Origin of the sequence: Hymenobacter telluris, assembly GCF_017313265.1 — a bacterium.
Lineage (GTDB): Bacteria > Bacteroidota > Bacteroidia > Cytophagales > Hymenobacteraceae > Hymenobacter > Hymenobacter telluris.
Map to the genome: position 1 here is coordinate 184749 of NZ_JAFLQZ010000007.1, position 23081 is coordinate 207829.

A 23081-nucleotide genomic window follows, 5' to 3' on the forward strand; every position below is an offset into this window, starting at 1 on the left:
TACGTTGCTATCTTTCCGGCTTACCCCCTCATTCCCGCTCCCATGGCCCCTGATATGCTCATTCCGGCTCTGAAAACGCCTCATCTTCCTTTGGTGCAGCAAGACCCCTGGCTTACTCCCTACGAACCCACGCTGCGCCGCCGCCTCACCCGCCTCACCCAGCGCCTCGACGAAATAAAAGCGCAGTGGGGCTCTTTGAGCAAGTTTGCCAGCTTCCATCAGCAAATGGGTATGAACTACGACTCGCGCCGCCGGGGTTTCTGGTTCCGAGAGTGGGCTCCCGCTGCCGAGGCGCTTTCCCTGATTGGCGACTTCAACCAGTGGGACCGGCATGCCACGCCGCTTACTCGCGGTGAAAACGGGGTGTGGGAGGTATTTCTGCCCGATAAAGAGTACAAAGACCGCCTCACGCATGGCAGCCGCTTCAAGGTGCACGTGCAAACCGCGCACGGCGCCAAAGACCGGCTGCCGGCCACCCTGCACCGCGCCGTGCAAGACGAGCACACCCACGATTTTGCCGGCCAGCTCTGGCGCCCCGAAATGCCTTTTGTTTGGACCGACCAGAAGTTCCGCATCAGCAACTCGGTGAAGGAGCCGCTGATTTATGAGGCCCACGTAGGCATGGCCACCGAGGAAGGCCGGGTGGGCACCTACCGCGAATTTGCCGACCACATTCTGCCCCGCATTCAGGCCGGCGGCTACAATTGCGTGCAACTAATGGCCGTGATGGAGCACCCGTACTATGGGTCATTCGGCTACCACGTAGCTAATTTCTTTGCGGCTAGCTCTCGGTTTGGCACGCCTGAGGACCTGAAGTACCTAATCAATGAAGCCCACTTGCGCGGTGTTGCGGTGTTGCTGGATGTGGTGCACTCGCACGCCGTGAAGAATGAGGCCGAGGGCTTAGCTGATTTCGACGGTTCTGGTAATCAGTATTTCCACGCCGGCCCGCGCGGCAACCACCCCGGCTGGGATTCCAAGCTCTTCAATTACGGCAAGCCCGAGGTGCAGCGTTTCCTGCTCAGCAACCTGCGCTACTGGCTGGAAGAGTACCACTTCGACGGCTTCCGTTTTGATGGCGTAACCAGCATGCTCTATCATCACCACGGCGAGGGCGTGGCCTTCGTGAGCTACGAGCAGTATTTCGGCCCCGAAGCCGACGACGATGCTATTCTGTACATGCAGCTGGCTACCACGCTGGTCCACGAAATCAAGAAAGGGGCCTTACTGATTGCCGAGGATATGAGCGGCCTGCCAGGTTTGTGCCGGCCCATTACGGAAGGCGGTATCGGGTTTGATTATCGCCTGGGCATGGGTATTCCTGATTACTGGATTAAGCTGCTCAAGCACACCCCCGACGAAGCCTGGAACCTGCACGACCTATGGTATGTGCTAACCAACCGGCGGGCCGGTGAGAAAACCGTGGCCTACGCCGAAAGCCACGACCAAGCCCTGGTAGGCGACAAAACCCTCTCGCACTGGCTGCTCGATAAGGCCATTTACGAGCACATGCAAGCCGCCGACCCCGACCCCATTGCCGAACGGGGGGTGGCCCTGCACAAAATGATTCGGTTGCTCACCTTGAGCTTGGGCGGCGAGGCGTACCTGAACTTTATCGGCAACGAATTTGGCCACCCGGAGTGGGTGGATTTCCCGCGCGAGGGCAACGACTGGAGCTACCATTTCGCCCGCCGCCAGTGGAGCCTCGCCGACAACCCCGACCTGAAGTTTCAGCAGCTCCTCGCCTTCGACCATGCGCAGTTGGCGCTGGCTCGCAAGCATCACCTCTTGGCCAATCCGGCCGCGCATCAGCTCAACATCGATAGCACCAATCAGGTGCTCGTGTTCGAGCGGGGCGACCTGCTGTTCGTGTTCAATTTCCACGTTTCGCGCAGCATCCCCAATTACCACTTCTTCGTGCCCAAATCCGGCCGGTACCGCATCCTGCTCAGCACCGATGCCCCCGAATTTGGTGGCCACAACCGCGTGGATACGTCGCTCACCTACGAAACCTTCCAAGAAGAAGGCCTGGAAAACCTTAGCCTCTACGTAACCAACCGCACCGCCCTTGTGCTCACGCGGGTAGGATGAGGTGAGGTGGTGAAGTAGTGAAATGGTGAGTTTGATATTCAACCAACGCAGATTGCGCTAATAGAATGTCAAACTCACCATTTCACTATTTCACCATGTTACTACTTCAACTTCTTGCCGGCTTCGGCACCTTCCAGCACTTCCGTAATGCGCCGGGCGCGGGCCTCGGCCTTCTTGGCGCGCTCCACCCACTGCACGTACTCGCGGCGGTAAGGGTAGGCCAGCTGGTCGAATTTGGCACGCAGGCCCGCCCGTTCCAGGGCGCGGGCCAGGTCATCGGGCACCGTGAAGCTGGGCTCGTCGGTGTCGGGCGTCATGGTCACGTGTACCGAAAGGCCCCAGGTCTTGCCGATGGTGTTGCGCAACTGCTTGTTGACTAGCAGCACGTGGTGGCCGTCTTCGTCCAAGGTCAGCGGCAAGCGGAACGGAAAGCCGTCGAGGGTGCCGCGTACGTGCACCTGCCCACGCTGCCCAAACACGTCTGGCACGCTGAACGGCACAAAAAGAAACACGCCGCCATCGGTAGGATGCAGCTCCAATTCGGCATCAAAAACCTGTTCCTGAGAATCAGCCATAGAAAATACAAGGTGTAAAGCGCGAAGCTTCGCGCCCCGCAAAGGTAGCACTCCGGCGTGGGCTAGCGGAGGCCAGCAGCGCAAGACTGTTTCCGGGCTTTCTGAGTAGCTAAGCCAACTATAAAAAAAGCAGCGCGGAACGAGTTCCGCGCTGCTTTTTCACTTCGATGGATTACTTGTTACGACACTTCTCTTAGCGCCGACAGAATAGTTTCGGCCAGCAGATCAGGGTCTTGGTTGGCCGCGCGGCTCAGGCGCCGGACACGCTGCGGAGCTACTTCATATAGTTCGATAACCCGCAACGCTAAGTCCGAGGAGCTAGTGAGAATCAGGTCGGCGCGGCGCAGGGCCATCCGTTCCATTTCCATCACCCAGCCCCGGTCGGCGGGTGTGTTGCGCTCCTGGGCCAGGCTGTACACGTGCAATACCAGCGGCTTGCCGGTCAGCTGCCGTATCTCCATACCCGCCAGCCACGACTGCCAATCAGAAGCGTAAATCACCGAGAAATCCTGGGTGGCCGCCAGCCGGGTAGCCAGGCGGGCGTATTGAATCACTCGGAAATTCAAACCAGCTTCGTCGGCCGGCAGGGCCTGCAAGGCTGCCAGCGCCACATTCAGAATGGAGTTGTGAACAGGCAGTTCGGCTGCGGCCGGCGCGGGGGCTACCTCTTCCGCAACAGCGTGCGGCTCTGGTTCCGAGGTTGGTTCACTGGGTTCGTTTTGTAAAGGAATATTCTCTGCAGGTGCAGGCGTTTCCAACTCAGCGGAAGCCAAATCAGCGGCTTCCTGCACGCCCAGGCTACCTTCCTGTACCTCTTCCGCCGTAACGGCCGGCACAACATAGGGGAGGTCAGACGCTTCTGTTGAAGAGCCAACGTACGGGGCTGCGGGGATGGCGGGGCCACCTTCCTGGTCGTGCGTGGCACCTAAATAAGGGGCGGTGGGCCACTGCCAATGTTGCGACCGGTCAGCCTCATGCTCTGGCTCTAGTAATGCCAATTCCTCGGCGGTCAGGTTACCCAAGCCGGTGGTCTGGACCAGGCTGGATAAGCGCATCGGCTCAGAAAGCCGGGGCAGCAAGAGCGTTAGTTCGGCGCGGGGGGCCAGGGCCTGAAGCAACGTAGGAGTTGGGGGCACTGCTTCGGTAGGGGCAGAGGGGCCATCCCAACCCAGTAGTAACACCTTAAGCGGAGCTGTTTTCATATGGGGGGTAAGATAGAGCGGATTTATCCAATAACTGCACTGGTAAGTTCAACAGGGCAATTAAAACGCTGGATGGTCAATGTTAGGCAAATTTCGTGGGATTCATTTTTACCTTTACAGGCTCAATAGGAGTATTCTTGGTGTATCCGGAATACTTCAGCTTGTTTGCTTTTTCTCTGCACTGCTGCACTTTATATGAACGATAATAGTTTCGAGGGCCAGAATTACATGGTAAACGACCTGGCCGCGAAAGCGAAACAGGAATTCTACCCCGGTCAAGTGACGGCCAGCCACCAGGAGGGCACCGACTTTCTCTTCCGCTGCGACAACGGAGTGCAATTACGGCTTGAAGTCATTACCGACAAAGTGCTGCGCTTCCGTTTTGCCACCGAAAACGGTTTCGCTCCTGATTTTAGTTACGCTTTTCCCGAAGGCGTCCCTTCGCGGCAGGAATTAGTGTTCCTGGAGTTCCGTGAAAAGGAAGACCACTACCGCATCACCACCAACCGCCTCATTTGCACCATTGCCAAGGAAGGCCTGAAAACCCGGGTGCTCAACCGCTCCGGCGTGGTGCTGATGCAGGACGACAAAGGCTTCCACTGGGAGTACGACTACGACTCCGGCAACGACATCGTGAAGATGAGCAAGCAGGTGCAAAGCGGCGTGTGCTACTACGGCCTCGGCGACAAGCCCGAGAACATGAACCTGCGCGGCCGGCGCTTCACCAACTGGGGCACCGACACCTACGGCTACGTGAAAGGCTCCGACCCGCTCTACAAGAACATTCCGTTTTACCTGGAATTGCAGCAGCGCCTGGCCCACGGCATCTTCTTCGACAACTCGTTCAAGTCGCACTTCGACTTTGCGGCCGAGCGCGCCGACGTCACCAGTTTCTGGTCGCAGGGCGGCGAGATGAACTACTACTTCATCTATGGCCCCTCGCTCACCGAAGTAACCCAGGAGTACACCCGCCTGACCTGCCCGCCCGAACTGCCGCCGCTCTGGGCGCTGGGCTACCATCAGTGTAAGTGGAGCTACTACCCCGAAAGCAACGTGAAGGCCATTGCCCAAGGCTTCCGCGACCGGCAGATTCCGTGCGACGCCCTGTATCTCGACATCGACTATATGGACGGGTACCGCTGCTTCACCTGGAGCCCCACGCACTTTCCGGAGCCCAAGCGCATGGTGCAGGAGCTGGCCGCCGATGGCTTCAAAACCATCGTCATCATCGACCCCGGCATCAAGATTGACCCCAACTACAGCGTGTATTCCGAGGCGCTGGCCAACGACTACTTCTGCCGCCGCGCCGATGGCCCCCTGATGAAAGGCTCGGTGTGGCCCGGCCTCTGTAACTTCCCCGACTACACCCGCCCCGAGGTGCGCGAGTGGTGGGCCGGGCTATTTAAAGGCCTGATTCAGGAGGATGGCGTGAAAGGCGTTTGGAACGATATGAACGAGCCGGCCGTGTTCGAGAAGGGCACCTTCCCCGATGATGTGCGCTTCCATTACGATGGGCACCCGGCTTCGCACAAAAAGGCGCACAACATCTACGGCATGCAAATGGCGCGGGCTACGGCCGCCGGCGTCAAGCAGTTCAGCTACCCCAACCGGCCCTTCAGCATCACGCGCAGCTCTTACGCGGGTGGGCAGCGCTACTCCTCGGCCTGGACCGGCGACAATATTGCCTCCTGGGAGCACCTCTGGCTGGCTAATATCCAGTGTCAGCGCCTGAGCATCAGCGGCTTTAGCTTCGTGGGTTCCGATATTGGGGGCTTTATCGATACGCCCGACGCCGAGCTGTACGTGCGCTGGATTGCGCTGGGCGCCTTCCACCCGTTCTTCCGCACCCATAGTTCCGGCGACCATGGCGACCAGGAGCCCTGGAGCTTTGGCGAAGAAGCCGCCAATTTAGCTAAGAGCTTCATTGAACTGCGTTACCGGTTGCTGCCCTACATGTACACCACCTTCTGGCAGTACGTGAAACAAGGCACACCCATGTTGCGCCCGCTCACCTTCCTCGACCAGAACGACACCGAAACCTACCTGCGCATGGCCGAATTCGGCCTCGGCGACCATCTGCTGGTGTGCCCCATCACGCAGGCCGGCGTAGATGGCCGCTGGATGTACCTGCCCCGCGGCGACTGGTTCTACTACTACACCGATGAGCCCAAATCGGGTGGTGCGGAAGTGTGGGCCACCGCCGGCCTCGACCGGATTCCGTTGTTTGTGCGCGCCGGAGCCGTGCTGCCGTTCTACCCCGTGCAGCAGTATGTGGGTGAGAAGGTTATCGAGGAAGTAACCCTGCACGTGTACTACAAAGCCGGCCAGGAAAGCAGCGTGCTGTACGACGACGGCGGCGAAGGCTACGGCTACCTCGAAGGCCACCAAACCACCCGCCGCTTCACCGTACTCGGCACCGATAAAGGCCTGCTGCTCCAGCAAACCATTGAAGGCGAATACCAGCCGAGCTTCACGCGCTACCGCGTGGTGCTGCACGGCCTCCCATTCGGGCCCACCGCCTACAGCACCGATGGCCAGCCATCTGAAGCCGAGGAAGTAACGCTCGAAACGGGCCTTGCACTGCCTAGCATAGTAGTGTCGGCAGGCTTTACCGAGTTAGTAATCGGCTAGCTCTTGGTTTGAAACCATAAAAAACGCCCTGCCACGATACTGTGGTAGGGCGTTTTTTATGGTTTCAAACCAAGAGCAGACGCTGTTGGCGAAGTAGTTTGGCGTATTAAAAATTGTACGCAACCCCACCCGAAACACCAGTGGATTTGCCCACGTTGCGGCCACTCACATACGTTGTGGCGCCTACCGAGAGACCAAAGCCTTTAGCCAGTGGCCGGAAGGCGCTAACCCCCAAACGCACGTAATTGACGCGAGTAGCCGGGAAGAACCCCGTGAAGCCTGGTTGCAAAATATCGGTGCCGCTCTTGTCGGAGTGCTGAATGGAGGCTAGAGCATCCACGTACAGCTTCGGGCCGGCGTAGCCAACTTTGGTTTCCGCCACGAAGGCGTTCGGGGCGCTGTTGTCGCGCACACTGTAGCCGGCTTGGCCCGTGAAAAACACGCCAGACACCGTTTTTAAGTGTGCTACCCCCGACACGTTTGCTTTTTTGGAATGGTTGCCGATGGCAATAATATATCCCAGGCCCGTTTTGGACTGATAGTCGCTGACCGGAACGCTGCCGCCAACTACCCCCAGAATATCCAGCACGTTGGTACCTAGCTCCCGGCTCAGCAGCTTGGCTTTAAGCAGCACCGTAATGTCCTGCAGGCCTGCCCGGCGGTTGGTATAGTTCTGGTCCTGCAATACCCGCTCATCGGCGCTGCCCTTGGATTCAATGTAAGGCAAACTAATCACCGCGTCCAGCTTGTCGGTGATGCCGTAGTTGCCATACAAGTTAACCGAAGTAACCCGCACCTCATTGAAAATAGGGACTTTGTCAATTTTGGTGGGAGCCAGGTACACACTGCTATAGCGCTCCACTGTGCTCGAAACCACCACCGAACCATGGCCTTTGCCAGCCATAAAGCCACTTACCAAGCTTTGGGCCGAAGCCATAGACGCACTGCCTAAGCTAGCCAGTGAAAATAGAATTAATGAACGGTACATCTGTTGCATAAAAGACCAATTAGAGAAACAAAGTTAAACGAACTTATCCAGAAATTATTCAAATATAATACCTTCGTGAAAATGTTCTTGGTCTTTGTTGAGCTTAATGCGAGGGAGCTACGAAAACAGTGGGCAGGTGGATTGGTGAGAAGTTAAATCCGAAATGCTTTTTATTTCGTTGGTATCCCGGCTACGCGCACAGTCCTGAGCTATTTTTTCTAATAATTTTCTTATTTAACTGTTTAACAAGATGTTGCGCATGAAAAAAAACTTACTTAGTTGGTGCTGCTGTTTTGCGCTGAGTACGGCTGTTTTAGCTAGCTGTAGCAAGGATGAAGCCCCAGATCCAACTATTGCCAGTATTGCCGTTTCCAATCCTGACTTTCAAGTATTGGAGGATGCCGCTATACGAGGAGAAGTTGCCGGAATTTTATCTAATAAAAATCCTAATGATCCGCAAGGGTCTGGTAATTTCACTGTTTTTGCACCTAACAATGCTGCCTTCGCTCGGCTCGGTCTCAATTCGGCTTCAGACTTGCTAACCTTGCAGAAGCCTTTTTTGACGAGTACTTTGCTGTATCATGTGGCAAATGGCACCTTAGCTGGCAGTAGCTTGCAAACCGGCTCAACTTCAGCCTCAGCTCTTGGCCCGGTGCGGCGTATTATCAAGAAGGGCAACGACTCCTACGTAAACGGCTCCCGAATTCTGGCCACCGACGTGCAGGCTGCCAACGGTACCATTCACGTTATCGACAAGGTATTGCTGGCTACGGGCGGCAACGTGGTGGAGTCAGCGTTGGCACTGAAGGATGCTCAGGTGTTCATTGCTCCTGAACTGTCTTTCCTGGTGGAGGCAGTGCTGTATTGCGAATTACAGGGGCCTCTGTCAACCACTCCTAATATTACCGTTTTTGCACCCACCGATAAAGCCTTTAAAGAGCTAGGCGTAGCCCTGGGCGTGCCGCTCAACGTGCCAGCTGATATTCGTAAGCTGCCTAAAGCTACCGTAACGGCCGTGCTCCTGAACCATGTGCTGGCCGGTGGGGCTAAGTTCACGCCCGAATTGCCCGAAAACACTACCGTTAACTCGTTAGGAGGGGCCCCCGTACAGCTAGGAACATTCACCAACGGGACGATTACGGTGAAGGGCACCAACAATACCACCCCCGCCACTATGGTGATTCCCGACGTGCAGGCAACCAACGGAGTAGTTCACGTTATCGACCGGGTACTACTACCATAACAGGCCTATAATATTAGGCGATGATAATGCTAAGCTCACCGGCTTTTTGGTGGCTTCCGGCGAATTGCCCTGTCTTTACAGTCGAGCAACGCCTTACTTGCAGCGTCCTAAGCTTCAGCCCATCTACTCACTGAGTAGGTGGGCTGGATTGTAACCGGCCCGCATAAGCGGACCTTTGTTTCCATTTTTCCAGCCATGAAAAAATTGGTTTCCAGCTCTGTATGGGGGTGGGTTTTATTGTTACTCGTTAGCTTGTCTATTCGCACCCAGGCGCAGAATGCGCCGGCTGCTGCCAAACGCTACTCGTTGGAGGGGCAGTGGAAAGGTGCGCTGACGGTACCAGGCGGTAGCTTGCCCATGATGATTACCGTAACGGAGCTGGCGGATGGCAACCGATTTGCAGTGCTGGATGTACCTATGCAGCGCGTCAACCGAGAACCTATGACGGTGACGCCCCGGGGTGATACGCTTACATTTGAAGCTGAACAAGCCGGTTGCCGTTTTGTCGGCCGCCGGTCGGCCGATGGGCAGCAGCTGCTAGGCGTATGGCAGCAAACCGGCTACTCTGCGCCGCTCACGCTGCTGTTTATCCCGCCGGCTACCGCCGCCGCGCCCAAAACTTTTAAGTTTCCGCCTCCTTATCGGGTGGAAGAAGTAAGCCTGCCTAACGCCTCCGACCACCTGCGCCTAACTGGCACGCTCACCATTCCGGCTGGGGAAGGTCCGTTCCCAACCGCCTTGTTGTTATCCGACTTCGATACGCAAACCCGTGACGCCGTGTATGGTGATTATGCGCTGGCCGGCGGCTTGGCTGATTTCCTGACCCGCCGGGGCATTGCCGTTCTGCGCCTCGACGACCGGGGCGCCGGACAGTCGGAGGGCGACTCTACCACGGTAACCACCACGGAACGCCTGCGCGACGCTCAGGCGGCGCTAAGTTTTCTGCGCACCCGGCCGCTGGTTGACATTGCGCACGTAGGAATTGTGGGGCACGGTGAAGGCGGCAACATTGCGCTGATGGCTGCGGCCCAGCCCTTGCCGCCAGCCTTCGTTGTGACGCTGGCAGCGGCCGGCCTGCCGGGCCGCGAGCTACTGACTGAGCAACGGCCATCGTTGCTGCTGCGCTCTGGCGTAGCCGATACGGCACTATTGGGCTTTGCCCGCCGGCAGGAGCAGGCTCGGGAAGCGGCGCGCCGTCAAGCAGAGAAGCTCCGCGCTTCGGGTTCCAATGCAGCCCAGGTGGAAACGTATCTAGAACAGCAGCGCATGCGCCAGAAAGGGGAGGACCGCAAGCGGATGGATGCACTGCGCAAACGCCGCCGGGCCATGCTGGAAATTGTGCGGCAAACGGCCGACAACAGCCAGGCGCAGGCCATTGTGGCCAACATGATTCAGCAAGACAACCCGAACATGCCGCTGGGAGAGGTACAAAATGCCGCTGTGCGGCTTACGTCGCCTTGGTATCGGCAGTATCTTAATTTCGATCCGCAGGCGGCGTTGGCTGGCATCCGAACTCCCGTGCTGCTGCTCCACGGCACCGGCGACGATATAGCCGACGCACAGGTTAATCTTGAGTTGCTGGCTAAAGGGCTCAAGGCCAACAAGCTAGTTACAACGCAGAAACTGGATGGCATCAACCACTTGTTTCAGGCCCCAACCACCGAGTGGCCCCTTATCAATGGCCAGCCCCGCCCCGTAATGGCTCCCGCGGCTCTAGAGCAAATTCAGGCTTGGATTAAAGCTCACGCGAAAGACTAAGCTGGTGGCTTGAGCAAGTGGTTTCAAGTAAGAAAGTAACGAACAACAAGGTGCCGAGTATGCCTTATCACCTGTCACCTGTCACCTGGTTCTGTAGATACTGATATACTTCCGGGTTGCTGAGTAGGGTGCCGTGGTGCAGCTTCGGGAAAATGCGGGTGCTGATTTGCTGCTCCGGAGGCAGGCCTGGGTCGCCGAACACACGCCCCAGGGCGCTGCCAGCTCCTACAAGGCCGTCGCCGAAATAATCGTGAAGGGCTGAGTTGGCAGACTTCAGCAGGGAACCAACCAGTACGTGGTAACGGACGCCAGGTAGGGGCGGTACCAGCGTCCGGGGCGGAAACAGGTCGTTGGCGTGCGGGTCCTGCCAGTCCTCATCCACCAGAATAGCGTGCCGCAGGTCTTTGATGCCGTTGCTGCGCTTATCTATCAGACCGCTGATGAACCGGGTGGGGCGCAAATTGATTTTGCGCAAGACCACCGACGTGAAATGGCTGTTCTGCTCTAAAAACGAACCGTCGTTGGGCACCCCAATCAGAAACACATGGCGTAGGTGCGGCAGCCAGCTATTAGTTTCGGCTGGCGCGGTACCACTGCCCGAAGCCGCCGGGCGTGATGCGTAATAGCCCGCACTACGGATAACGAGCCCCCCCATACTATGGCCCACTAGCGTTAAGTCGCCGATGGCATGGGGGAACGTGGTCAGCAACTCGGTTAGTAAGGCGTGTAGGCGTTGGCCGTTTTCGGAGATGTGCAAGCCAGTATTATAGCGCAAATACAGGCAGTTGGCGCCGGTATCCTGCTGTAAGCGGGGCCCGTAGCGCAAGCCGTCTGGTGAACCCGCCTGCCAGATAACTTCGTCGCCCATGAGGCCGTGCAGGAATACTACGGTTTTACGCGGGCGTCCGTCTGGGGTGGGCTGCAAGCCAAGCGAAGTCACGGGTACATCGGCGGCGTGGCGGCGGAAGCTCATCTGGATAGCCCGCCGGTCGTTACGCTCGGCCAACTGGTCGCCGAAAGCGCCATTTAGAATAGGAAGCGTGAAATGCCGGTTGGCTTGGCCGGTGCGGTACAGATAGTCGGCAGCATTGAACGGCGCTGCCGCGGCCCGGCCAACCACTGCGGCGGCCCGTTGCCAGCGTGAAGGCTGTTTGCCGGGTTGCGAATTGGCAGCGTTGGCATCAGAAGTAGGCAGGTCGTCGGTCACGGGGCAAGGCGTTGCAAGTAAGTGGCAGGGCACTGGCGCATAAGATACATGGTAGTCAATAAGCAGAGCGCCGCTGAATAGGGTAACAACCATCTGCAACAAAAAAACTCCCGCTGCCAATGGGTATCAGCAGCGGGAGCAATACGAAAGCAGGCTTAAAGCAAACTACTCAACCATCAGCTTACGAGTGAGCGGGCCTTCTGGTGTGCGCAGGTTCAGCAGATACACGCCCGCGGGCAGGCCCTTTAGCTCCAGCGGGCGGCCCGCTGCCAAGCTGCTAGGAGCGGCGGCCGCTGTCCGTACAATGCGGCCGGTAGCATCGGTGATGCTGTAAGGAGCCGTGGCCACGGCTGGGCGGCTGGGCGAGGCCAACCGGAATTCGCCGGAAGCACTGGGGTTTGGATACACCGTGAGAGCCGCGGCCAGCGCGGGGTTTTGCGTGGAAGCCACCACGCCGTTCATCGTCACGTCGTCGACGGTAAGGATGGTGCCGACAGTACGGACCTCACCCAGACCCGAAACGAAGCCAATGTGCACAGAATCAGGTGCTATGGATGAACGATACGTCAGTGGGATAGTAGCCAAGGTATAGGTTGCGGCCGGCTGCAAACGCAATTCGCCGCTGGCAACGGTTTGCAGCACGCCACCCACTGTGCGCGTCAGCGAAACCAAGGCATAAGCCGAGTCAGCCAAGGCGTTGGTGCCCGTGAGCTTGTAGTAGAACTGCATGCTGGCCGCCCGTGTCGTGAAAGGCAAACCTCCTACCGTACTGATTTGCCGCTCATCCAGCACATCAATAGCCTCATCGGCTGATACCGTGCCCAACACTACGCCGCCGGGTATTGGCCCAAGCAATCCGCTGAGGAGAAAGTCGGTCTTGGTTTCCATTTTGGCGGCAAAAGCCCCCGTACGGCTACTGGCATCCTTGGAGGTGGTAACCGTTGAATAAAGGGCCCCGAAAAGCGGATTCGACTTAATTGCCTCATCGATGGTAGTCCAGTTCTGAGGAACCTCAAGGGTGTTGCGCGTTACCCAGGTATCGAAGGTACCGCCTGGTACGGTGGCTACCTGAGCGGAGGCAGTTGTGGTGGTCAGCAAACTAGCAGCCGTGGCTGCTAAGGCGAGTAAGGTTGCTTTCATAAATGAAAAGGAAGTTGGAAAGGAAGATGGAGAGTAGTTCTAGGGTGATTAGTTACCTCACAGAGCACTATAATAGATGATGTAAGATTGCCGTTGGTTGTATTACAGCGGGTTAAATTTAGCTATATTATATACTGACTGTGGAGTATGATGGTTGCTAATTGGTTGGCGTACTGGGTTTTCGGGCCGTGGTGAGTGCCGCCAGCAACCCCACTACAAAGCCAGTGAGCAAGCCTCCGAAATGCGCGGCATTGTCGGTGGTGGGGCCTTCCAGCCCACCTACCAGGCTACCCAGCGCAAAGTACAGCAGCAGCCCGATGATGCTGGCGCGGTCTTGCCGGCTATGGAAATACGTGCGGGTCAGGAGCAGGGCCAGCAGCAGTGCATACAGCCCGAAAATGGCCCCCGAGGCCCCTACCGAGTTGCCACCGCGCGCCAGGTGCCACCACCAACTAGCCACGCTGCCCCCAATGCCGCTTACCACATAAGCGAGCAGCCACAGCCAGCGGCCCACTTTTGCTTCGGCCAGCACCCCCAGTAGCAGCAGGGCACTCAGGTTGAGCAGCAGATGGGCCGGGCCGCCATGCAGAAACATGCTGGTGAACAGCCGCCACGGTTGAGTGGAAATAAGCGGAGAATAGTTGGAGCCCCAAGCCACCAAATCGGCACTGGCCGGCGACCAAAGGGTAACGCCGCTCAATCCCATCAGCAGAAACACGAGCAGGTTGGCCAGCACCAGCAAAGGCGTGAAGAAGTAGCCCGGCCGTGGCCACAGCACACTTCGCACTACTCGTCTTAGCCGCTGCCAAGCGCTGTTGGCCGGTTCCGGCGCAGGCGCAGCCGGCGCGGCGGTCGGCTGGGGCAACTCAGCCGGAATCAGGCCGCGGCGCTGTAGTTCCCGCACGGCCGCATCGGCTACGGCGGCCGAGTAACGCGCCCCGTGCTGGGCCAGAAAGAGTAGCTCAGCGTCGGTTTTATCGGAGAAAGGGTCGGGAGAAGCGGCCATGCGTAGGGCAGGGGAGAGAAACCGGATTATCCAGGTGGCAAGGCCATCCGGCATCCGGTAGCTGTTCCAACAATTCCCAGCCCAAAAAAGCACCGCCGGGGTTGCCCGCCGCAGAACGGGCAACCCCGGCGGTAAGCCTGACGGCTTGGCGGCTGTTTTCAGTTAGGCAGAGCTAGTGGTCTGCTGGTTTGTCAGGGTGCTTGAATCACCATGCGGCGCATCTGGTTGAGCTGCTGCTCGCGGCTAAGCAACGATTCGCGCATGTGGGTGGCAGAATCGCGCAAACTGAGGATGTTCGGGTCGAGGATGGGCTGGTCGTTTTGGGCGTGGCGGGCTACCTCCTGAAGCGTTTTGATGCGCAGGTAGGCGGCGCGGCGCATCAGGTTCATGCGCTCGGCCAGCACCGGCGTCAGGCTGTGGTCATACACCAGGGCCTTGGTCAGGCGGCGCCACTCTTCTACCACTACGGGGGCTTGGGCGGCCAAACCGGCATCGGTAGCGTTGCCGTTGAGCTTACTGAACAGGTAAGTGGATTGGTTTTCGGCGTTCCAGTAGCGGGTAGCCAGTATCCGGTAGCGGCGGGTGGCGGAGGTGTCTTCGGTGCGCTCGGCCGCCGTTAGCTGGCGCATTTCCTGGGCAATCTGGGTGCGGGTCAGGGAATCGAAAGTGGGAATAAGGTGCGTTTCCACCGTTTCCAGCACAATGGGCTTCTCCTCTGCTGGCTGCACGGCCAGGGTTTGCGCCGCCTTGCTTTGCAGGTTGTTCCAGTACAGAATGCCCCCAATCAGCAGCACGGCCAGCACCGCCACCCACGGAGCAGGGCGTTGCCAGAGAGCGGGTTCCGGTGCTTCCTCCTCGTAAGCCGGCAGGCGGTTTTCGTGGCGGCGGGGCTCAGGTTGAGTGGGCTCGGGACTGATGCCGCGGCGGCGCAGTTCCCGGAGGGCAGCCACAATCAGGTCGGGATGGTAGAGGTCGGGGTGCTGCGCCAGAAACAGCAGCTGCGCGTCGGTTTTTTCGGTGAGGGAATTGGCGGAGGATAAATCGGACATAGCAGAATGGAAAACGGATAAGAGAGCGTTGCCCTCCAAGTTCTGGAAAAGCCCCCGGACTACCATACGCCCTCTGCCAACGCGGCGGGCCGCTCCCCGTATAGCCCTTTACTGCTCTCCCATATCCACTCATCGAACCGAATACGGCTATGAACCAACCAACCGAAAACCCCACCGACGCCAGCAACCTACCCGAAGCCAGCAATTCCCAACCCGCCCAGCGCCAGCCCGAAGGACGCCAGGCTCCCGGCGGCTCGGATACCGGCAACAATGCCGACGATAACTCCGGCAGCGGCGGCACCGAAGGCGGCCAGGAAATCAAAGGCGCCCGGGTTCGGTCGGGGGCCCCTAACTACGATGCGCCCGGCAACGCCCAGGACGGCGACGTAGGCGGCAATTCCACCAGCGCCGGCACCGGCGTATCAGGCGGCGAAATCGGCCAAGTGAATTTGTAGGATGATTGGATGAGAGGGTGATTGGGTGAGAGGGTGATTGGATAGTAGTCAACATCCTCATTCCCCACTCAAGCATTCATCCTCTCATCCAATCACCCTCTCACCCAATCATCCTTTCATCTAACCATCCAATCATCCTCTCTCCCAATCATCCAATCTTATGGCAACCGACCAGCAGAACCCCAACCAGAACGCCAGCCAGAAAGCTGACGCTGAAAACCAAGCCGACCAGATGAGCACCGGCGGCCGCATTCCGGGGCAAGCCGACCCAGACCCCAAAGCCAGCGGCAACCCCGAAGCCACCAGTACCCAAAGCAACATGGGCGACGGCTCGGGCATTCGCGGCAACTACGGCGACGCCGGCCAAACCAACGGCCTTGAAGGTGGCCCCGATTCCGCTCCCGACGGCAGCCCCGACGACCAGGGCGCCGAGTAAGCCAAACAAGCTAACGGCAGGCATAGAAGCTGGTTTTCCTCCGTATCAGGGAAGGAAGCCAGCTTCTTGCCGTTTCAACAAGCTGCCTTTGCCGTACATTTATAGCCTGATGAGAAGGTTGCTTTCCAAGGCAAGGTGGGCGAAATGGGGTTTGGTGCTACTGACAATGGCTACCAGTTTTGGCGCTCAGGCCCAGCGAGGCAACCCGCTGCCCCGGTTGCTACGGGCGGATACAATGCATTTCGGGCTGGTGTTGCGCAACCCGGCTGCGTACCGCGTCCAGATCCTGTACACCCAAATCAACCGCGACGCGCGGGGGCGGCCACACTTTCGCCGGTTCCGGTATGGCGCGTCGGCGCGGCAGTATTTCTACCCGGCCAGCACCGTGAAGCTGCCAGCGGCGGCCCTGGCCCTGGCCAAGCTGCGGCGGCTGCGCCCCCAGGTGCCCGGCCTCACTGCCGCCTCACCGCTCCGGATTGACTCGGCCTTCACCGGCCAGACTCGGGTTGTGCGCGACACGTCGGCTGCTTCGGGGCGGGCCAGTATCGGGCAGTATGTGCGCAAGGTGCTGCTGGTAAGCGACAATGACGCGTATAATCGGCTCTATGAGTTTGTGGGGCAGCAGGAGCTGAATGCCGGGGTGCGCCAGCTGGGGCTGCGCCGGACCCGGCTGGTGCACCGGTTGTCGGTGGGCGACGAGGAGCCCGGTTCGCGCCACACCAATCCGCTGGCATTCTACGCCGATACCGCCCTCACCGAACCCCTGTACGTGCAGCCCGCGGCCTATAACGCACAGCCGCTGCCCCGGCTGGCGGCCACCGATTTTCGCATCGGGCAGGCGTATCTGCAAGGCAGTCAGCGCGTGGAAGGCTCGCTCGACTTTAGCGCCAAAAACAGCTTCCCACTGCCTGAGCAGCAGCAGGTGCTGCAAGCCCTGTTGTTTCCTGAGACGGTACCGGCAAAGCGCCGCTTGTCGCTCGCGGAGGCCGACTACCGGTTTCTGTACCGCTACCTGTCCATGCTGCCGGGCGAAAGCCAGGCGCCGCACTACGATAGTATCCACTTCCCGGCTACCTACGCCAAGTTTCTGCTTGGCGGGGGCGGGCAGGCACCGCTGCCGCCGGGGGTGCGGGTGTTCAACAAAATCGGGCAGGCGTATGGCTTCCTGATCGACAACGCCTACGTGGTGGACGTAGAGCACGGCGTGGAATTTCTGTTGGCGGCGGTTATCTACACGAATGCCGACGGGGTACTCAACGACGACCTTTACGACTACAACACCATTGGTTTTCCGTTTTTGCGCGCCCTGGGTGAGGCCGTGTACGACTACGAGCGGCAGCGCCCCCGGCAGCACCCGGCCAACCTGCACCGGTTTCAGCTGGATTATCAGGTAACAGGAGAGGACGCACCCTGATGATCGGTGCTGCCCCCAACCCCTCCAACCCGCCCGTTGTAGCCAGCCTGGCTGCTTACCGGCAGCAGGTGCAACAAAACCCCCGCCGCCAGCTGGTAAACCTGGCGGACTACGTGCCGGGTGTGCAGCTGGATATTCGGTACGCCACGGCCGCCAATCTGCTGGGCGAGCCGCTGTACGGCGTGGCCGCGGCGTTTCTGCGGGAACCGGCCGCAGCGGCTTTACGGCAGGTGCAGGCAGCGCTGGCGGCACAGGGGTTGGGCTTGCTGGTGTTTGATGCCTACCGGCCCTACCGCGTGACGGTGCAGCTCTGGGAGCGGGTGCAGGATGAGACGTACGCCGCCCCGCCCTGGCGCGGCTCCCGGCACAACCGCGGCTGCTCCGTGGATGTGGCCCTGGTGGATGCAGCCGGCCAGCGCCTGCCCATGCCCACCGACTTCGACGACCTCACGCCCGCCGCGCATTCAGCTTACGAGCCGGTACCGGCGACGGCCCGCCGCAGCCGGGCGTTGCTGCTGGCCGTTATGGCTCGGTTTGGGTTTGTCAACTACCCGGCCGAGTGGTGGCATTTCGATTTCGAGGGCTGGCAGGAGTTCGGGCTGTTGGATGTGCCCTTCGAATACTTGTAGCCCGCCCCGCTACGGCGCCGGTATATGTGCGTACTTTTGGGGCCCTCTTTTGCGTTTTCGTGCCGATGCCCCGATTGTTTGCTGCTGCCCGCCTAGTTGCTTTTCTGTTTCTGACCACCGGCCTGGTGGCCGTTTCCTGCCGCCCGGCCACCGCCGACGTTCCGCCCAAGCGCGAATTGCGCGGCGTCTGGATTGCCACCGTGGAAAACATCGACTGGCCCAGTTCCCGCAACCTCACGCCCGAGCAGCAGCGCCGCGAGTATATCCGGATGCTGGATCAGCAGCAGCGCAACGGCATTAATGCGGTATTTGTGCAAGTGCGGCCCGCTTCCGATGCTTTCTACCAGAGTGCTCTGGAACCCTGGAGCCGCTGGCTGACCGGCACCCAGGGCAAGGCCCCCAGCCCCGCCTACGACCCGCTCCCGTTTCTGATTGAAGAGGCCCACAACCGGGGCATGGAGTTTCATGCCTGGTTCAACCCGTACCGGGCCAGCATGGATTCCGTCACGCGCCGGCTGGCCCCCAACCACCCGTTTCGGCAGCATCCGGAGTGGTTTCTGCGCTACGCCGGCAAGCTGCTCTACAACCCCGGTTTGCCCGAAGTGCGCCAATACATCAACCGTGTGATTCTGGACGTGGTGCGCCGCTACGACATCGACGGGGTGCATTTCGACGACTACTTCTACCCGTATCCGGAAGCCGGCCAAGTGATTCACGACGAAGCGGCTTTTGCCCAGTTCAACCCCGACAGCCTGACCTTGCCCAACTGGCGCCGCCAGAACGTGAACTTCCTGATCCGTGACCTGCACGACTCTATTCAGCACGCCAAGCGCTGGGTGAAGTTTGGGGTGTCGCCGTTTGGCGTGTGGATGAACCAGCGCAACGACCCGGAAGGCTCGGCCACCTCGGCGTTTGAGGGCTATTCCGGCCTGTACGCCGACGCCCGCGAATGGACCCGTCAAGGCTGGGTTGATTACATTCTGCCGCAGCTGTACTGGAGCAGCAGCTTCAAGGTGGCGGCCTATCCGGTGCTGGTGGAGTGGTGGACGCGCAACCGGTTTGGGCGGCACCTCTACATTGGGCAGGGCGCTTACCGCATGCTGGAAACCAGCCGCCGCGACACCGCCTGGCTGGGCCGCCACGAGCTGCCCCGGCAGGTGCGCACCAACCGCTCGTTCCCGTCCGACGTGCAGGGTAGCGTGTTTTTCAGCTCGAAGTCGTTGATTTCCAACCCGCGCCACGCCGCCGACTCGTTGCGCCTGAATCTGTTCCGGTACCCGGCGCTGGTGCCTACTATGCCGTGGCTGGATGCCGTGCCGCCCCGCGCCGCCCAAAACCTGGTGCTCACCGCTTCCGCAGCTGCCAATACGCTCACCTGGCAGCACGCCCCCGCCGCCCCCGACGGTGACCTGGCCGCCTACTACGTGCTCTACCGCTTCACCGCCAACGAAACCCCTTCCCCCGACGACCCGCGCCACATTCTGACGGTGCTCCGGGCGCGGCCTGGCACCGGCCTGGTGTACGTGGATACCACCGCCCGCCCCGGCGTCAGCTACGCCTACTACCTCACGGCCGTAGACCGGCTGCACAACGAAAGCCGCCCCGTGAACGTGCGCACCACCGGCCGCCCCGTCGAAATTATTGTGGCGCAAGCCCCCACCGATGCCGTGCCGGTGCCGCCCACTACTACCGTGCCGCCAGTGGCTACTACGCCCGTACCGCCTACCCGCCCAGCCCCACGCCCGGCGGTTGCGCGCACTACTACGGCAGCGGGCACGGTTACCAAAGTCAAAACCAAGGTGAAACCTCGCAAGAAACGGGGCTTCTTCCAGCGGCTGTTTGGCGGCCGCTAGCAAGCCGGGTCCTTGCCGTAGTATTCCGCTAAAGAAAAAGCCTCCACTGTTGTTTACAGGGAGGCTTTTTTTGCAGATAAACAGCTTGGGGCCGTCGGGAAACCCGAAAACCAGACAGGGAAGCAGCTGATAGGGTGGTGAAATCTGGGCTATTCACTGTGAATCAGCCGCTTCGCCGTCTGGTGGCTATAAGCAGTTCGAAAACTACCAGAGCACTTGCACACTATAACGACAAGGTAAGTACTACTAGTGTTGCAAGCCCAACAGTATTTCGGAAATACAACCGGCGTAATTGGTTAATTGCCAGCACTAGCGCTGGTGCAGTGCGCTTACTGCGCCGGCTGGCACCGCTCACACACGCCGGAAAGCAGATAGTCGCGGGTTTGGGCCCGGAAGCCGGGCGGAAGCTGCACGGCGGGCACGGTTATTTGGTCGAGGCAGTAGGTTTGCTGGCAGGCGGTGCATTTGAAATGCACATGGTCGTCGGTGTGGGCGTGCTCGGTGCAGGCCGACGGCGCGCAGGCCGCGTACCGCACAATATCGGTGGTGCCCACTACGCGGTGAATAACGCCTTTCTGCTCGAAGGTGCGCAGGGTGCGGTAGAGCGTAATTCGGTCGGTGCTGGGGTCTAGCTGTTGCTCCAGGTCGTGGCTGCTGAGGGCATAGGGCGCAGCGCGCAGGGCCTCCAGCACCGCCCGGCGCATAGGGGTCTGGCGGAGGCCATGCAAAGAAAGAGTAGCGGAAATAGAATCAGCAGTGGACATACCACAAAGTTACGCAATCAACGGCGGGCTTTCCGGCCGCCGCTTTTTCAGTGGATTTCAACGGGCGCTCCGGTCCTGGTTTTTAGTGGCCGGAACCAGGCCGGGTAGCTGCTTGAGTAGCTCAGGTTGCGGAGGTTCGCCCGTCGGTCCGCTTTTCAGCGGGCTGACGGGTTGCAGCCGGCTGGCGTTGTGGCCCGCTGCTGTTCAGGCATACGGTGCTAACGACTATTATTCGTCAGGCAAAAAAACCAGCTGACCGGCAACTTCCTCGCAGCTTAGATTAAGTAAGCTGTTTCACTGGTGGCACACTACGGCGGCATTGCGGCGGGTAACACACTGCCATTAAATATTATTGCTGCCAGTAGTACTTAAGGCAGATATTATTTCCTTTGTCCTGGTAGCTTCGTGCAATCCTATTGCTGAGTGTATCAGGCTTCTACTTACCGTTTAAGAACACCAGCTTTCGTTTCGATATTCCATCCTAGCATACAACTCTCACCCATTTCATGAAGACGATTTCATTCACGGTAGGCCTGAGCCTGCTGGCAGCCCTGGCAGCGCAAGCCCAGAACGGTAGCCCCATCAGCGTTGATAGCCCCGACGGCACCATTCGGGTTACCGTTGAAACCACGGCCCAGGGCGTGCCTACTTATGCGGTTCGCTACGGCCAAACAGAAGTGCTGCGCGCCTCCAAGCTGGGCTTGCAGCTGGCCGGCGCCGATTTAAGCCAGGGCTTGCAGCTGAAAAATGCCGACCGGGTGGAATCGGTAACGGACAACTACACAATGGCCACCGACAAGCGCACGAAGTGCACCTACAAGGCCAACCGGCGGGTGGTGCACTTTGCAGGCGGTAAGGGGCCGCAGCTGAGCGTGGTGTTCCAGGTATCGAATGAGGGGGTGGCGTTTCAGTATTTGGTGGAAGGCAAAAGCAAGGATGTTCAGAAAGTAACGGCCGAAAAAACCACCTTCCACCTGCCAACTTCGGCCAAAGGCTGGCTGCACCCGCACGCCAAAGCGCAAACCGGTTGGGCCAAAACGCAACCTTCCTACGAAGAGAATTACCAGATGGGCATAGCGGCTGGCACGTCCTCCACCATTGGGCAGGGCTGGTCGTTTCCGGCGCTGTTTGAGGCCGCCGGGCACTGGCTGCTGCTCACCGAAGCGGGCATGGGCCGCACCTACTGCGGCAGCCACCTCGCGCACGAGTCGCCGGATGCCGAATACAGCGTGGCGTTTGCGCAGGACGCCGAACGCACTACCGCCGGCGCGGCCGTGCTGCCCGAAGGCCCGCTGCCGTTGCGTACGCCGTGGCGCGTACTTGTGCTGGGCAACTCGCTGGCGCCGGTAGTGGAATCAACGCTGACCACCGACCTGAGCGCACCTGCCCCGGCATCGGCACCGGCAGCTGGCACGTTTGGGAAGCCCGGCAAGGCATCATGGTCGTGGGTGCTGATGGGCGACGCGGCCACCACCGAGAAGGTGCAGCGCCGCTTCATCGACTACGCCTCCGTTATGGGCTGGGACTACTGCCTGGTAGATGCTTTGTGGGACAAGCAAATCGGCTACGATAAGATGGCCGAGCTAGCCACCTACGCCCGCTCGAAAAAGGTGGGGCTGCTGGTGTGGTATAACTCCAACGGCAGTTGGAACGAGGCGCCCCAAACGCCCACCAACATCTTGTTCGACGCCGCCAGCCGCCGCAAAGAGTTTGCCCGCATCAAGCAGATGGGTATTGCGGGCGTGAAAGTTGATTTCTTCGGCGGCGACGGACAGTCGTTCATGAACTACTACCAGGACATCCTGACGGATGCCGCCAAGGCCGGCCTGCTGGTAAACTTCCACGGCACCACCATTCCGCGCGGCTGGAACCGCACCTACCCCAACCTAATGACGATGGAAGCCGTGAAAGGCTTCGAGTTTCTGACCTTCGACCAGGGCAACACTGACCGGGAAGCCACGCACTGCGCCGTGCTGCCCTTCACCCGCAACGCCGTCGGCCCCATGGACTTCACGCCCGTAGCGTTTTCTGAAATAAAGGGTAAGGAGCGCAAAACCAGCAACGCGTTTGAGTTGGCCTTGTCGATACTGTTTCAGTCGGGTATTCAGCACTACGCCGAAACACCCGATGGCATGTCCAAGCAGCCGATTTACGTGGTGAATTTCATGCGCCACCTCCCCAAGCAGTGGGACGATGTGAAGTTTCTGGAGGGCTACCCCGGCCAGTACACCGTGCTGGCGCGGCAGGCGGCCGGTAAGTGGTACGTGGCAGGCATCAACGCCACCGATGCGCCCAAAACCATTGAGCTAGACCTAAGCAAGCTAGGCGCCGCGGGAGGCGGCACGCTCATCACCGACGGCGAAAACAACCGCAGCTTCTCCACCCGCACCGTAACGGGCTCTAAAGTGAGCGTGACGCTGGCCCCGCGCGGTGGCTTTGCGCTAGAGTTGAACTAGGGTGTATACACAGTAAGTGAAAAGAACGTCATGCTGAGCTTGTCGAAGCATCTCGCGTGCTGACGTTGAATTAGTAATCCATCATCAGCACGCGAGATGCTTCGACAAGCTCAGCATGACAACCGGAGTAGATGAGAAAAGTGCCTATTGTTCGCAATAGGCCGTATCCAATCCATTGTCCCCC

Annotated in this window: 18 protein-coding genes; 10 read left to right on the plus strand and 8 right to left on the minus strand. The window is 59.4% G+C overall.

Translation table 11 applies throughout. From position 1 onward, the window contains the following. Nucleotides 1-42: 42 nt before the first annotated feature. On the plus strand, nucleotides 43-2091 hold the full coding sequence (locus J0X19_RS12935; protein WP_242582558.1) for an alpha amylase C-terminal domain-containing protein: 2049 nt from the start codon (nucleotides 43-45) through the stop codon (nucleotides 2089-2091). A gap of 101 nt (nucleotides 2092-2192) precedes the next feature. Here J0X19_RS12935 and J0X19_RS12940 read toward each other — a convergent pair whose 3' ends face one another. Both J0X19_RS12940 and J0X19_RS12945 read right to left on the minus strand, forming a co-directional pair. After that, on the minus strand, nucleotides 2193-2666 hold the full coding sequence (locus tag J0X19_RS12940) for a YdeI/OmpD-associated family protein (RefSeq protein WP_206984779.1): 474 nt from the start codon (nucleotides 2664-2666) through the stop codon (nucleotides 2193-2195). Nucleotides 2667-2845: 179 nt separating this feature from the next. Continuing rightward, nucleotides 2846-3868, minus strand: coding sequence for a glycosyltransferase (locus J0X19_RS12945; RefSeq protein ID WP_206984780.1), 1023 nt, complete (start codon nucleotides 3866-3868; stop codon nucleotides 2846-2848). Between the two features lie 195 nt (nucleotides 3869-4063). On the opposite strand from J0X19_RS12945, the gene J0X19_RS12950 reads away from it, so the two are divergent. Next, nucleotides 4064-6499 carry a glycoside hydrolase family 31 protein gene (locus J0X19_RS12950; RefSeq protein ID WP_206984781.1) on the plus strand — a complete coding sequence of 812 codons (2436 nt, stop codon included), beginning with the start codon at nucleotides 4064-4066 and terminating at the stop codon, nucleotides 6497-6499. Between the two features lie 106 nt (nucleotides 6500-6605). On the opposite strand, the gene J0X19_RS12955 is transcribed toward J0X19_RS12950, so the two are convergent. Then, nucleotides 6606-7436, minus strand: a complete 831-nt coding sequence (locus J0X19_RS12955) for a hypothetical protein (protein WP_206984782.1) — start codon at nucleotides 7434-7436, stop codon at nucleotides 6606-6608. 310 nt (nucleotides 7437-7746) lie between these two features. Here J0X19_RS12955 and J0X19_RS12960 point away from each other — a divergent pair, with 310 nt between their 5' ends. Together J0X19_RS12960 and J0X19_RS12965 are read left to right on the plus strand one after the other, a co-directional pair. Then, nucleotides 7747-8730 carry a fasciclin domain-containing protein gene (locus tag J0X19_RS12960; protein ID WP_206984783.1) on the plus strand — a complete coding sequence of 328 codons (984 nt, stop codon included), beginning with the start codon at nucleotides 7747-7749 and terminating at the stop codon, nucleotides 8728-8730. Between the two features lie 252 nt (nucleotides 8731-8982). Beyond that, nucleotides 8983-10488 carry an alpha/beta hydrolase family protein gene (locus J0X19_RS12965; RefSeq protein WP_206984784.1) on the plus strand — a complete coding sequence of 502 codons (1506 nt, stop codon included), beginning with the start codon at nucleotides 8983-8985 and terminating at the stop codon, nucleotides 10486-10488. A gap of 67 nt (nucleotides 10489-10555) precedes the next feature. On the opposite strand, the gene J0X19_RS12970 is transcribed toward J0X19_RS12965, so the two are convergent. The 4 genes from J0X19_RS12970 to J0X19_RS12985 form a co-directional block, all read right to left on the minus strand. Then, a complete protein-coding gene (locus tag J0X19_RS12970; RefSeq protein WP_206984785.1) occupies nucleotides 10556-11695 on the minus strand; it encodes an esterase/lipase family protein in 1140 nt (379 codons plus the stop codon). A 165-nt stretch (nucleotides 11696-11860) separates the two neighbouring features. Then, the gene (locus J0X19_RS12975) at nucleotides 11861-12835 is read right to left on the minus strand and encodes a T9SS type A sorting domain-containing protein (RefSeq protein ID WP_206984786.1); all 975 of its coding nucleotides are present in this window, start codon (nucleotides 12833-12835) and stop codon (nucleotides 11861-11863) included. 157 nt (nucleotides 12836-12992) lie between these two features. After that, complete coding sequence (locus J0X19_RS12980) at nucleotides 12993-13841, minus strand: rhomboid family intramembrane serine protease (RefSeq protein WP_206984787.1); 849 nt, start codon at nucleotides 13839-13841, stop codon at nucleotides 12993-12995. 191 nt (nucleotides 13842-14032) lie between these two features. Beyond that, nucleotides 14033-14890 carry a hypothetical protein gene (locus J0X19_RS12985; RefSeq protein WP_206984788.1) on the minus strand — a complete coding sequence of 286 codons (858 nt, stop codon included), beginning with the start codon at nucleotides 14888-14890 and terminating at the stop codon, nucleotides 14033-14035. A gap of 149 nt (nucleotides 14891-15039) precedes the next feature. On the opposite strand from J0X19_RS12985, the gene J0X19_RS12990 reads away from it, so the two are divergent. The 5 genes from J0X19_RS12990 to J0X19_RS13010 all read left to right on the plus strand — a co-directional run bounded on the left by J0X19_RS12990 (nucleotide 15040) and on the right by J0X19_RS13010 (nucleotide 19677). Then, entirely contained in the window at nucleotides 15040-15345 is a 306-nt protein-coding gene (locus tag J0X19_RS12990; protein ID WP_206984789.1) for a hypothetical protein, read from the plus strand. A 160-nt stretch (nucleotides 15346-15505) separates the two neighbouring features. Then, entirely contained in the window at nucleotides 15506-15781 is a 276-nt protein-coding gene (locus tag J0X19_RS12995) for a hypothetical protein (RefSeq protein WP_206984790.1), read from the plus strand. Between the two features lie 166 nt (nucleotides 15782-15947). Then, a complete protein-coding gene (locus tag J0X19_RS13000; protein WP_206984791.1) occupies nucleotides 15948-17195 on the plus strand; it encodes a serine hydrolase in 1248 nt (415 codons plus the stop codon). Continuing rightward, complete coding sequence (locus tag J0X19_RS13005; RefSeq protein WP_206984792.1) at nucleotides 17195-17824, plus strand: M15 family metallopeptidase; 630 nt, start codon at nucleotides 17195-17197, stop codon at nucleotides 17822-17824. The genes J0X19_RS13000 and J0X19_RS13005 overlap by 1 nt, the downstream gene beginning before the upstream one ends. 65 nt (nucleotides 17825-17889) lie before the next feature. Then, a complete protein-coding gene (locus J0X19_RS13010) occupies nucleotides 17890-19677 on the plus strand; it encodes a glycoside hydrolase family 10 protein (protein WP_206984793.1) in 1788 nt (595 codons plus the stop codon). 329 nt (nucleotides 19678-20006) lie between these two features. On the opposite strand, the gene J0X19_RS13015 is transcribed toward J0X19_RS13010, so the two are convergent. Continuing rightward, on the minus strand, nucleotides 20007-20441 hold the full coding sequence (locus J0X19_RS13015; protein ID WP_206984794.1) for a Fur family transcriptional regulator: 435 nt from the start codon (nucleotides 20439-20441) through the stop codon (nucleotides 20007-20009). A gap of 506 nt (nucleotides 20442-20947) precedes the next feature. Between J0X19_RS13015 and J0X19_RS13020 the strand changes: the two genes are divergently transcribed. Further along, nucleotides 20948-22897, plus strand: coding sequence for a glycoside hydrolase family 97 protein (locus J0X19_RS13020; RefSeq protein WP_206984795.1), 1950 nt, complete (start codon nucleotides 20948-20950; stop codon nucleotides 22895-22897). Nucleotides 22898-23081 lie beyond the last annotated feature (184 nt).